The sequence below is a fragment of the Metasolibacillus sp. genome (genome assembly GCF_025291715.1).
GTDB lineage: Bacteria > Bacillota > Bacilli > Bacillales_A > Planococcaceae > Metasolibacillus > Metasolibacillus louembei.
Genome location: NZ_JAMBIZ010000051.1, coordinates 1 through 11,880, shown reverse-complemented (window position 1 = coordinate 11,880; position 11,880 = coordinate 1). Strand labels below are relative to the sequence as shown.

Below are 11,880 nucleotides of genomic sequence, written 5' to 3'. Positions count from 1 at the left end.
CAAAATTATGTTTCATCTATTAAATGAAACGTTTTATTCATTCACGTCTTGCTTGTTCAGTTTTCAAGGTTCATTTTCGTTCATTACTGCGTCACCTCTTGGCGACTTACTTATAATATCATCATTTATTCATTAAAGTCAACGCTTTTTCATAACTTTTTTATAGAAAACTATTTTTTATAAAAAATCACTGTAAATAAAGGGGAGTAAAAAGTGCGACGAATACTGCTATTACTAGCTTTTTTATTTCTAATTTTACTATTTTATCAGAAAGGGATTTCTACGATTTTGCCGACATTTAATGCGACAAATGAGCCAACAGTTATTTCAAAAGGGCATTATGGACAAACTTTAATGCTTGAAGTAACTTTTTCTCATGAAGGTTTTGAAACTTGGCTTAGCAACTTACAGGCACCCTATCCTTTACTAATGGTCGATAGTGCTTGGATTGAACGTTCACCGTCAATGATTGAAATAATCAAAGAAAAACGTATACCGACTGCGCTCCTTGGTCATTATAGTACAGATTATACGAATAACCAATTATTAAAAGACGAAATTGCTACTTATAAAAAGTATTTTGAGAAAGATCCACTCTGGTTTATGACAAGAGATTACGTATTCCCTAAAGAGTTGCAGCAATTAATATTTAATCATCGCATCAATATGCTTACTCCGTCTGTCCTTTGGCATGCTGAATTGGCACTTGAAGAAGGGATGATTTTGTCGGTTCCTGCTCATGCTGATTCTACAATTGATTTTGAACAACTTACGTTATTCATGCAACAGCATCGCATCACTTCTATAGAAGAAAACTTATTTGGTTATCAAATCAAGACAAAACGATTTCCCCAATAAAAAAACGATGGCTTCCCATCGTTTTTAATTTTGCGCTGCTTGCTTACGTGCTTTGCGGCGCTTTTCTAATTTTTTGCGATCTTCTTCAGACTTAGCATTATATTTAGGCAGCATTAATAATTGGTATGCATTAACTGCAATTAATGGGAATAATAATAAAGCCACATATGTGTTGATATTATCTTGACGTCCCATCAATGCAATAATCCACTCTAAAGATGTAATAACAATCATGAAAAAGATAGATGAAATCAATACATGTTTTTTGCCTGTCATTTTTACTTTTTGAATAGCTGTTGCAATAGCGCCAAATACTAAAACGACTAGCAAGCCAATGTAAAACAACCAATCCTTTGCCGTCTCTGCTCCTGGTGCAAAGCGGAAAATAACTAAGTCAACTAACACAACTATGATTAATAATACTTGTACCCAATTCCATAATGTTAATGTACGGAAAATATTAACACCAACTTGATGTAATGTTAAATAACCAAAATACCCTGCTTGAGCAATCACGCTCATCGTAAAGCCTAGTAAAATCATCCAAGCAAAGGCTGCGATAAACTCACCGAATTCTCCATTTACTAAGTATGGCTTGAAGAAGTCCCAACGTATAACAAGACTTGCAACAGCTGTTACGGCTCCACCTATTAACAGCGACATAAAGAAAAATTTAATCCAATTTCGTATTGTCACGACATAATGTCCCCCAATTTATTTTGATTCATAAAAAATGTACATCTCTAATGAGATGAACGCTTCACTATATATTTTGAATTCAGTTATGTTAACCGATACTCTCCATTCCCATTTTAGCAATGACAACATAAAAAAGCTAATGGACAAATAAATACGATACATATTATTCGTAAAAATGTGAACAATAAATGAAAGAGCTTTGCAATTCATTATGTATTATTAAGCCTTGCTATACCGCTTTTTTCACACCTACAATGATGAAAGGACTGATAAATTATGTATCGAATTGGATTTATTATTTTCTCCTCTTTACTATTACTTGTTGGATGCACAGAATCAAAAACAGCAACGATGTCCTATGATGAAGTGAAAAAAATTATGGTTGACTCCATTCAAACGGAGGATGGAAAAAAAGCAATTCGGCAAGTGTTAGAGGACCCAAAGTTTCGTGAGCTTCTTATACTTGATAGCGATGAAATAAAGCAAGCAACAGAGCAAACTTTATTATCGAAGGAAGCCGAGGATTTTTGGAAAAAGACATTTCAAGATCCAAAATTTAAAGAGGCTTTAGCAAAGAGTATGCAGGAGCAGCAAGAGGCAATTTTAAAAGGGCTAATGAAAGATGCTTCCTATCAAGAGGATTTACAATCTTTCTTTGGCCAGGCTGATATGCAAAAGCAGCTTGAGTCTATTTTAAAAAGCGCACCACTACGCAAACAGATGGAGCAAATTGTGATGGAAACAATCGATAATCCTTTACTACAAGCAAAATGGCAGCAATTGATTATGCAAAGTGGGGAAGGTACAAGCTCAAGTGACTCTGGGTCTGGATCTGACAAGCAGCAAGAAGATAGTAAGCAACAAGATAGTCAAGGACAGCAATAAATGTATTTTTTCTAGCATATCCATTGTGTCCATATTCTTTTCAGAATCATGATAAAAAACATTGTCTACAAATGGGGTGTTCCGCCGCTTTGTAGGCAATGTTTTAGTTACTATTACTTTTGTAATTTCTCGACAATTTGACGAGCAATTGCTAAATAAATTTGCCCTGTCGCATGGTCTTCTGCATAGATGGATGGAGCGAAATCATCCCCTGTCCAGTCAGGCTGTCCTAATGGAATCTGACCTAGTAACTGTGTACGTAGCTCATCCGCTAATTTCGGACCCCCGCCACGACCGAAGACATACTCCTTCTCACCTGATTTCGATTCATACCATGCCATATTTTCAATAACACCTAAAATATCGTGGTTTGTTTGAAGTGCCATCGCACCCGCTCTTGCTGCTACAAATGCTGCTGTTGGATGTGGTGTTGTGACAACGATCTCTTTTGAAGATGGAAGCATTTGATGAATGTCTAAAGCTACATCCCCTGTACCTGGTGGTAAATCTAATAATAAATAATCAATATCTCCCCATTCTACATCACGGAAAAATTGATCTAATACTTTACCAAGCATTGGCCCACGCCACACAATTGGTGCATTATTTTCAACAAAGAAGCCCATTGAAATCACCTTTACACCTAAGCGCTCTACAGGGTAAATGCGGTTGTCCTTCACAACAGGCATTTCGCTTATGCCCATCATATCGGGTACACTAAAGCCATAAATATCAGCATCAATTAAGCCAACCTTTTTGCCAAGACGTGATAATGCAACAGCCATGTTAACGGATACTGTTGATTTACCTACGCCCCCTTTACCAGAGGCAATTGAAATAAATTGCACAGATGATAAAGGTGATAAAATATCTTGTGCTTCTGACTCTGTTGCTTGCCCACGAAATGCTTCTAAAGCTTCTGCAGATAACTCCTCAAAGCGAATGCCTACAGATTGCGCACCATTTTCCTTCAATACTTCAACGATTTTCATTTGAAGTGTCATTTGTTCAGGTGTATTTGTTTTCGCAATGGCGATTTTTACACTTACGTGCCCTTTTTCTTCTTTAATACTTACGTTTACAATACCGTTCGTTTCCGCTAATGTTTTATGTAAAAAAGGATCTTGTAGTTGTCCCAACAATTCTTTGACTTGTTGTTCGTTCATTTCGTAAAACACTCCTCTATTTTTATATCCATTTAGTAGTATAACATACCTATCGTTGTAGTATAGCTATTGGAGTTCCATGAAGTAATAGTTCTCAATACCGCGCGCAATTGCTAAAGCCATCTTTTCTTGATAGCCTGCATCCGCTAATAACGCTCTTTCCTCATCATTACTTAAGAAGCCCGTTTCTACTAAAACTGCTGGTACCTGTGTCTTTTTTAATAAGTATACTTCCTTAATTGACAATGCTTCACGGTCTGTATTTTGCAAATGCTCACGAATCGAATCTTGAATTGTTTTTGCTAAAAGCTCGCTTCGTGCATCGCCCTCCTTATGATAAAAAACTTGTGCACCGCGCCATTTGCTGTTTGGAATCGCGTTCGCATGAATGGTAATAAATAAATCAGGCTGCTGCTTTTGAACAATTGATTCACGTAAAAAAATATCTTGTTTTTTACGTTCTCGCAATGTCGAAAATTTCTCATTCGGTGCATGCTCTGCCAGCACATCCTCGTCTGTAGTACGCGTCATAACGACTTCAGCACCTAACCGCTTCAATTGACGAGCAACTTTTTCTGTAATAGCGAGCGTAATATCTTTTTCAATTACTTCTCCTTTAGAAGCACCGCCATCAATTCCACCATGCCCCGCATCAAGCACGATTTTCACCCCACCTAGTGGCTCAGGTAAAAAAAAGCGTTTATCGGAGGCACTTGTTTCATAAACGACAATCATCATACAGCTAAACATAATAACAATTAGCGCTAACCAACGCTTCATATGCACACCACCTTTGTCTTACTATACGCAAAAGTGGACGTGCATATGCGTTGAAAAGGAGCTGGCTGAAAAGATAATCCCTTGTCAGCTAGCTCCTTACAATTATTATTTAGTTTCAGGCTCTTCTTCTGTATGAGCTTCCTCACCAATCATTTCAATTAGCTGCATCGGAATCGTAAATTGTTCTTTTTCCAAATGAAGCTTCGTTAATTTTGTTGCATCATCAGATTTTAACTCTCTCACCTCTTGATGGAGTGCTTCCATTTTCCGATCTAATTCAGTAGCAGCTAAGGCCGCCTCTTTTAATTCTGCTGTCAGCCTTTCCGGCACTGCATTATCATATTTATAATAAATTTTATGCTCTAAGCTAGCCCAAAAATCCATAGCAATTGTTCGAACTTGAATTTCAACATATACCTTCTCTACTCGATCCGACATAAAGACAGGTACTTTCACAATTAGATGCAGGCTTTGATAGCCATTGTTCTTAGGGCTTTCTATATAATCTATACATTCCACTAGCTCAATATCCTGTTGATTACACAGCATCTCTTTAATGCGATAAATATCCGATCTAAAGGAGCATGTAATACGAATACCAGCGATATCTCGCATATTCTCTCTAATTGCCAGCAAGGATGGCTTCATATTTTTCCTCATTATTTTGCCTAAAATACTTTCAGGTGATTTTAAGCGTGAGGAGGTATGCTCAATTGGATTGTAGTCATGAATCATTTGAAACTCTTCTTTTAAAATGCTAATTTTTGTGTTCATTTCATCCAATGCAAATTTATAAATAAGCATAAATCTTTTCAGTTCATCTGCCATCACTTTTAGTTTGTTGATTTGGATATTTGTATTCATCGTTTCACCTTCTGCTTCATAATTTCACTTACTATTTATTTTACTGGACATATCGTGAAATAAGCGAATGAAAACTATAGACAATTATTCAGCAGCTTCTATTAGCCAAGCTTGCAATGCTGAAGAATCTGCTTTGTTCAAACGTTTAGCAATTTGCGTATTCATTTCGTCTGGTGGCATGACCTCTACTACAATACAAACAGATTCCCTTGCTTGATTTAGTGTAAATAATCCTTCTTGATCAAGCATTTCCATCGCTAATACCATGGCCTCAATACGCAAGTGCCACTCCTCTTCATCAAATGGACGTGCTTGGAAAAGTGCCTTCAGATGCTGAAAATGCTCCTCACCTACACAATAATATGGTGAATCGGCATAAGACCATTTAATTAATGCTTTCCTTTCAGCTGTGCTCCTATTAGATTGCCCTTGCTGAAATGACCAAGTTGTTGGGTTTTCAGCTTCACGCTCTAATGCTTCCCACGACCAAGCCGATATATAAGGTTCATGACCTTCCCCTGTTGTGAACAGTGTACAATAATAGTAGGATTCGCCATTGGCAAAAAGACTTTGAAAGGCTTTTCTTGCTGCATTGGCAATCTCTAATGTGAGCTCATTCATCGCACTCGCTCCTCTATTTATTAAACATCGTTTCGTTATATGTGCTTGATTGTCCTTTTGGAATGCTTAAACTTTCCCATTCGTCTTGTTTAATTTGCTTGCCAATAAAAAGAATTTGTCCTACATGCATTGCGTAATGAGCCACCTGCCGTTCAATTGCTTCCATTACCGTATGTGCCTCTCCGCGGATATATACTGTTGATAGCAATTGTTCAGCGGAAAGCTGTTCGAGGGTATGAAATAAAGTGTCCCACCCGTTTTCCCATATAGCCAATAATTCTTCCTTCGTAGCTATCGAACCTATAAATTCTGCATCCCGATTTCGGTTAGGCTTTTCTCCATCACTTGTCAAAAAATCAGTCCACCTTGAAATCATATTTCCACTCATATGGCGAATTAATATTGCGACACTATTGGAGGACTCATGGATTGTCCAATGAAGCTCCTCCACGGATAATCTAGCTATCGCCTTATCTCCTAAACCCTTCAAAGCTTTAAAACGTTCATACACAACCGTTAAATAGACTTTTCCTAATTCCATCATCACTACCCCTTTGACTGGATTTATATTCAGAATAAACTAATAATTGCGCAAGAGAAAGAAATACTTTTACTAAATATACTAAAAAAAGCTACCGAGTTCCCTCGATAGCCATTCTTTATTCTTGAAGTGCTTCAACTATTTTTCGCTTCCAATGTAAAAACTCTTCACTTAAAAATAACTGTTCATCACGTGGACGTTGGAAAGGTATTTTTATAGAAGCCTTTACCGTCGCTGGATTTGTTGATAATATAATCACTTGGTCTGATAAGAAGAGCGCTTCTTCAATATCATGTGTAATGAATAAAATGGATTTGTCATAATCTTCCCATGTTTTCAACAGCCATTGCTGCATTTCTTTTTTAGTAAAAGAATCAAGTGCAGAAAATGGCTCGTCTAAACAGAGGAGTGGCTGTGGGCTGAGCAATGCTCGCACAAATGCTACTCGTTGCTTCATCCCTCCTGACAATTGGCTTGGATAAGCCTCCATCATCTCGCCTAAATTTGCTTTTTGCAATAATTCAATCGTCTTTGCTTCATCAGCCACCCCAACTAACTCACTGCCAAGCATTGCATTTTGTAAAACTGTCCGCCAAGGAAAAAGCGAGGGGCTTTGTGGCATATAACTCATATGCCCGCTTTCATTCGTAATTTCTCGGTTATTTAACAATATTTTTCCGCTCTCAGGCTTTAAAATACCACCAATTAAATGAAATAACGTGCTTTTCCCACTACCAGAAGGTCCTAATATCGAAACAAATTGTCCATCCTCTACTGTAAAGGAAATATCGGAAAGTACCTTTTTCTCACCAAATGAATGGTGCAACTGTTGGATTTGTAAAGTCATTGTGCTCCCTCATTTCGTTTCCAGCGTGTAAACCATTTTTCAAGCGCTAAAAATAGACCGAAAAAGGCTAAGCTTAAAATAATGGTGATGACAATCGCAACGAAAACACGAGACGTTCTGTACGACGATGCGGATAATGTCATAAAAACACCGATTCCCTTTTGTGCCCCTAACCATTCTGCGACAACTGCCGTCATTACACTATAAGTTGCAGCAATTTTGATACCCGAAAAAATACTCGGTATCGCATCAGGCAATTGCAATTTAAAAAATGTTTGCTTTTTCGTTGCCCCCATCATTTGCATATAGTGCAGGCACTCACGATTTGTTTGATTAAATCCATCAAGCGTAGCAATCGCAATTGGGAAAAAGGCTGTCATTGCAATAATTAAGTATTTTGGAAAATCCCCTAAACCAAACCAAATCATAAAAAGCGGCGCTAGTACGATTGTTGGGATATTTTGAGAAATAACGAGAAACGGCATGACAATTTCCCGTGCTGTCGGGAAAATATGTAGCAATGTTGCAACGATAATCCCTATCACAATAGCTGATGAGAAACCAACTAAAACAAGCTTAATCGTCGCTAGCATATGTGGTAAAAAGGCCGGGAAAACGATAATCATTTCCTTCGCAATCGTAGAAGGTGATGGCAATAGCCATACTTCAATTTGCCATACTTTTGTTGCCGCTTCCCACAGCGCAATTGCAATTAAAAGTGCAAGAGCTGGCTTCCATATACTTTTAATTTTCATCACTTCATAGCCTTCTCAATAAATTCATTATTAAATGCTTTTTGAATGTCTACACTCTCGATTATTTTGTTTTCTATCATGAAGTTCGCATAGCGTTCCCAGCGGCTTGCCTCTTGTACACCCCAAGCCTCTGATCCTTCTTTATAGCGCGGAGATAGCCATTCCTGACTGCGTTGCACAAGCTCAGGATTTAAGTCAGGCTCTGCTTCAATTAAAATATCTGCAGCCTCTTGTGGATTGTTAATCGCAAATTCATAGCCTTTATACACCGCATTAATGAATGCTTGCACTGTTTCAGGATCGTTTTCAATCATATCATCGCTTGTAATGATAAGCGGTGAATATGTGTCTAGCTCTGGCGCAAAATCAGCTGGCTGAATAAAATTCATATCTGCTCCACGAAGCTCCCCTTCGATACCTGTCCATGCATAAAAAATACTGACAAAATCAATATCTCGCTCCATCGCAATAAAATAATCTGTATTGCCGACTTGCACCATATTTATTTTTGAAGCATCTCCACCTTCTTTATTCATCACAGCTTGGAGAGAAGCCTTTTCTAGCTCAGAGCCATATGCACCATAGACACGCCCTTCAAAATCTTTTGGTGTTTCAATCCCCTTCGATTTTGGCGTATAGTAGCCGCTCGTATCTTTCTGTATAATCGCTGCAATTGAAACTATAGGAAGATTTTCTGAGCGTGCTTGTGTCACCTGACTTTGGAAGCTAATTCCGAATTGCCCTTTTCCAGAGCCAATTATTTGTTCTGTGCTTACCTCACCAGGCAACATAATTTCAACATCTAGCCCCTCTTCCTCAAAGAAGCCTTTTTCCTTCGCTACATAAATTCCTGTATGATTCGTATTTGGTGTCCAATCTAAGAAAAGCTGAACCTTTTCCTTCCCTTCACTTTCCTGCGACTGACATCCGACTAAAAGAAGGAGCAGCGTTAAAAATGACAAACATCTTATCATTGCTTTCATCAATATATCCCCCTATTACAGCTTCACTTTCTCATCGCATTGTGATAGCCATTTTTCAAATGTATAAGACATTTCCCAAAATGCTAGCTCATATTCCTTCGCGATAATAAATTGCTCTTTCACTTTCTCTTTTTCCTTTTCGCTCATATCCTCAACAAGTGAGTTTAATAAATCAATTTGTCCTTGCGTTGCCTTTTGGAACCAATCACTTGCATATGTTGCAAGCCAGTTGCGATAAATTTCAGGCTCTGGATTTGCATGCTCATATGTCTTGCCAATATCTGCATATAACCAATAGCATGGCAGCATCGCGGAAATCACGTATGCTAAATTGCCGTGCATTGTTGAACGATATAAATGCGATGTATAGCCATAAGCAGTCGGCGCTGGTTTAAAGTTTTCCATATCCTCATCTGTAATATTTAAAATTTTTGCATGCTGTTCATGCACACCTAGCTCAGCCTGTGCCGTCCTGCTCGCTGTTTCAGCAAGCATTGAAGTAATGGCAAAGTCATCCGCCTGTGCCGCTGCCAATGCATGTACTTTTGCATAATGGTTTAAATAATAAATATCTTGCAAAATGTAATTTTTAAAGATGTCAAAAGGTAAATCCCCTTTCACAATTCCTTGGACAAATGGGTGATGTAAGCTTTTTTCCCAGCTATCCTTTGTTGCTAAACGTAATTCATCAGTAAATTTCATAAAAAACCCTCCTAATTGTTCTTTTTCTAAAAGGAACGCATAGAAGGGGTGTGTTTTTTAAATGAAATGTTATACACAACAAGTTCATTTCCCATCTACTTCCCTCCGCTCGTCCTAACGAGATCAGGTTCTAAGAGTAATTCTCAGCCATCATTTGGCACCCCTAGTAGAAAAAGAATTATATTTTAATTTCAAATTCATCATACCGTATAGAAATTAATTGTCAAATATTTTTTTTAAAATAATCACTCCAGTTAATTGAGAAACATTATCAATTATAGTATAATGAATTACATACAACGGAGTAGGGAGAAGATAAAATGCAAATCTATTGGACTAAAATAAATAAAATTGTTGAGGAAACACCTGAGGTTAAAACATACATGCTTGACCTTCCAGAAGGCTTTACATGGGAAGAAGGCTCTCACACTCATTTTGCACTAAAGGGCTTTAATGAGGGAGATAAACCGAATCGTAGCTTAATCCGCCATATGTCTATTTCTACTTTACCGCATGAAAATTCAATCGGTATTACAACACGTATCCGAGAAAAGTGCTCTGAATTTAAAACAATTTTAAGAAATCTTGAGATTGGCAATGAGGTAGCCATCTTTAAAACACATTCAAATGTACCACTGAAAAGAGAGAATAAAAATATTTACTTGCTATCATCAGGTGTCGGTCTAGCAACTTTCAGACCGCTTGTACTTGATTATTTCAAACGTGCTGACAACGTTAAGCAAATGCATTCTTTAAACATTGATTCATCAAAGGATTTCTTATTCACTACTATTTTTGAATCTGCACCTGATAAAAATTTCACAGCACAATTTGTCGATAATCGTAAAGACTACTATGAAGCTGTGAAAAATCTTGCTTCGGACAAAGATGGACTATTTTATGTTGTTGGTAGCGATGAATTCCTTGTGCAGAACATTGAAGTGCTGCGTGAGCAAGGCATCCAGCCAGAGCAAATTATTCTTGATAAGCATGAGCAACAAAAGCCTGAGTTTTTATCTAAATAGGTTATATTAAATTTCTTCTAGAAAAAGCCTTTGGAAAGCAGATTTCTAAAGGCTTTTTAAGGCTATAGAAGATATCTATTTTTTAATCTCTCCAAAAGTAATTTTCATACTAAGTGCATATATGAAAGAGGAGTCGATATTAAAGAGCTGTGAAAACAGTAGCTCAGCCTCAAATTGTTCATGCGCTTCCTTAATGGTGATTCCCCGTTTTTGTAAGCTTTCAATAAATTGATCTTTATTAACAGGCTCTCCACCTACTCCATCTTCTTTGAGTGAGTGAAACAATTTTTGTTTATCTTGCTGATTCATATCAGAGTGGAAAAAATTAACCTTATCGCTGATTCGGCACTCGATATTTTTCACGCCCAATTCAGATAAATATCGAGGCACTTTTGCTCCAATATTGCCATCCTTCCCACTATTCTTTTCAAATAATTTCTGTAGAATGCCAAGCGGAACAATCTGTGATTGTTCATACCCTTCAAGCTCATATGAGGACATACTTGAAATCCAATGTGGCTCAAAGCAAATTATTTTTCCATCGTTAACAATAGCGTTGACCATTGTTTGAAGCATTTTTTTAGGTTCAAACATATGCAATAAAAAGGCATGGCAAACCACAATGTCATACTTTCTTTCAAGCGCTATTTCGTTCGTATCTGCTACAAGAAATTCCGCATCATATGGAAGATGATGAAAATATTCTATCGCCTGATTAATCAATTGTTGTCCTTTATCTATTCCTGTATATTTAGAGCCTTCTGGTAGAAGCGGTAGCAATTTAAGTCCTAGATAGCCATATCCACAGCCAAAATCAATAATATGTACAGGTTTAGTAATTTTCCAAACCCTGCTCACTAAAAACTCTAAATAGTCGTCATTATAATATAAATCCCTTGTTCTTTTGAGGTATTCCAGTTGTGTATCCCAATAATACTTTTCCATTTAAATCCCCCAATCTTTTTTTAGTAACAAATATAGTTTCACATTCCAATAATACCTTGACCCTGAAAAGCATGCTACCAAAAACTACATTTATTAAAAAATAAATACAACTCTACTTTATCAACAGAAATGATAATAGAGTAGGAGGGAGCGATTAACTCCCGTCCTCTCACACCACCGTACGTACGGATCCGTATACGGCGGTTCAA

Annotated in this window: 14 protein-coding genes and 1 riboswitch; of the genes, 3 read left to right on the top strand and 11 right to left on the bottom strand. The window is 37.3% G+C overall.

Translation table 11 applies throughout. The features are described 5' to 3' along the window. Positions 1 to 213 precede the first annotated feature (213 nt). Complete coding sequence (locus tag M3Z76_RS19115; protein WP_293929745.1) at positions 214 to 858, top strand: hypothetical protein; 645 nt, start codon at positions 214 to 216, stop codon at positions 856 to 858. A gap of 24 nt (positions 859 to 882) precedes the next feature. Here the strand turns inward: M3Z76_RS19115 and M3Z76_RS19110 are convergent, their stop codons facing one another. Continuing rightward, positions 883 to 1,554 (bottom strand): KinB-signaling pathway activation protein, encoded by a 672-nt coding sequence (locus M3Z76_RS19110; protein WP_293929746.1) that lies wholly within the window; start codon positions 1,552 to 1,554, stop codon positions 883 to 885. A 279-nt stretch (positions 1,555 to 1,833) separates the two neighbouring features. Between M3Z76_RS19110 and gerD the strand changes: the two genes are divergently transcribed. Beyond that, the gene (gene gerD, locus M3Z76_RS19105; protein ID WP_293929747.1) at positions 1,834 to 2,442 is read left to right on the top strand and encodes a spore germination lipoprotein GerD; all 609 of its coding nucleotides are present in this window, start codon (positions 1,834 to 1,836) and stop codon (positions 2,440 to 2,442) included. 113 nt (positions 2,443 to 2,555) lie between these two features. Here gerD and M3Z76_RS19100 read toward each other — a convergent pair whose 3' ends face one another. The 9 genes from M3Z76_RS19100 to tenA form a co-directional block, all read right to left on the bottom strand. After that, on the bottom strand, positions 2,556 to 3,608 hold the full coding sequence (locus M3Z76_RS19100) for an Mrp/NBP35 family ATP-binding protein (RefSeq protein WP_293929748.1): 1,053 nt from the start codon (positions 3,606 to 3,608) through the stop codon (positions 2,556 to 2,558). Between the two features lie 66 nt (positions 3,609 to 3,674). Further along, complete coding sequence (locus tag M3Z76_RS19095; protein ID WP_293929749.1) at positions 3,675 to 4,388, bottom strand: N-acetylmuramoyl-L-alanine amidase; 714 nt, start codon at positions 4,386 to 4,388, stop codon at positions 3,675 to 3,677. A 105-nt stretch (positions 4,389 to 4,493) separates the two neighbouring features. Beyond that, on the bottom strand, positions 4,494 to 5,252 hold the full coding sequence (locus tag M3Z76_RS19090; RefSeq protein WP_293929750.1) for a GTP pyrophosphokinase: 759 nt from the start codon (positions 5,250 to 5,252) through the stop codon (positions 4,494 to 4,496). A gap of 84 nt (positions 5,253 to 5,336) precedes the next feature. Further along, on the bottom strand, positions 5,337 to 5,873 hold the full coding sequence (locus M3Z76_RS19085) for a DUF4303 domain-containing protein (RefSeq protein WP_293929751.1): 537 nt from the start codon (positions 5,871 to 5,873) through the stop codon (positions 5,337 to 5,339). Positions 5,874 to 5,886: 13 nt separating this feature from the next. Continuing rightward, positions 5,887 to 6,414: a DUF1572 family protein gene (locus tag M3Z76_RS19080; protein ID WP_293929752.1), complete on the bottom strand. Its 528-nt coding sequence runs from the start codon at positions 6,412 to 6,414 to the stop codon at positions 5,887 to 5,889. A 118-nt stretch (positions 6,415 to 6,532) separates the two neighbouring features. Beyond that, a complete protein-coding gene (locus M3Z76_RS19075) occupies positions 6,533 to 7,261 on the bottom strand; it encodes an ABC transporter ATP-binding protein (RefSeq protein ID WP_293929753.1) in 729 nt (242 codons plus the stop codon). Next, the gene (locus tag M3Z76_RS19070) at positions 7,258 to 8,016 is read right to left on the bottom strand and encodes an ABC transporter permease (RefSeq protein ID WP_293929758.1); all 759 of its coding nucleotides are present in this window, start codon (positions 8,014 to 8,016) and stop codon (positions 7,258 to 7,260) included. Before M3Z76_RS19070 ends, M3Z76_RS19075 begins: the two co-directional genes overlap by 4 nt. Then, positions 8,016 to 8,999 carry an ABC transporter substrate-binding protein gene (locus M3Z76_RS19065; RefSeq protein WP_293929754.1) on the bottom strand — a complete coding sequence of 328 codons (984 nt, stop codon included), beginning with the start codon at positions 8,997 to 8,999 and terminating at the stop codon, positions 8,016 to 8,018. Before M3Z76_RS19065 ends, M3Z76_RS19070 begins: the two co-directional genes overlap by 1 nt. 15 nt (positions 9,000 to 9,014) lie before the next feature. Continuing rightward, complete coding sequence (gene tenA / locus M3Z76_RS19060) at positions 9,015 to 9,701, bottom strand: thiaminase II (protein WP_293929755.1); 687 nt, start codon at positions 9,699 to 9,701, stop codon at positions 9,015 to 9,017. A gap of 83 nt (positions 9,702 to 9,784) precedes the next feature. Next, positions 9,785 to 9,876, bottom strand: a riboswitch (TPP riboswitch). Positions 9,877 to 10,021: 145 nt separating this feature from the next. On the opposite strand from tenA, the gene M3Z76_RS19055 reads away from it, so the two are divergent. After that, positions 10,022 to 10,726: a ferredoxin reductase domain-containing protein gene (locus M3Z76_RS19055; protein WP_293929756.1), complete on the top strand. Its 705-nt coding sequence runs from the start codon at positions 10,022 to 10,024 to the stop codon at positions 10,724 to 10,726. A 75-nt stretch (positions 10,727 to 10,801) separates the two neighbouring features. Here M3Z76_RS19055 and M3Z76_RS19050 read toward each other — a convergent pair whose 3' ends face one another. Further along, positions 10,802 to 11,671: a class I SAM-dependent methyltransferase gene (locus M3Z76_RS19050; RefSeq protein ID WP_293929757.1), complete on the bottom strand. Its 870-nt coding sequence runs from the start codon at positions 11,669 to 11,671 to the stop codon at positions 10,802 to 10,804. Positions 11,672 to 11,880: the final 209 nt, after the last annotated feature.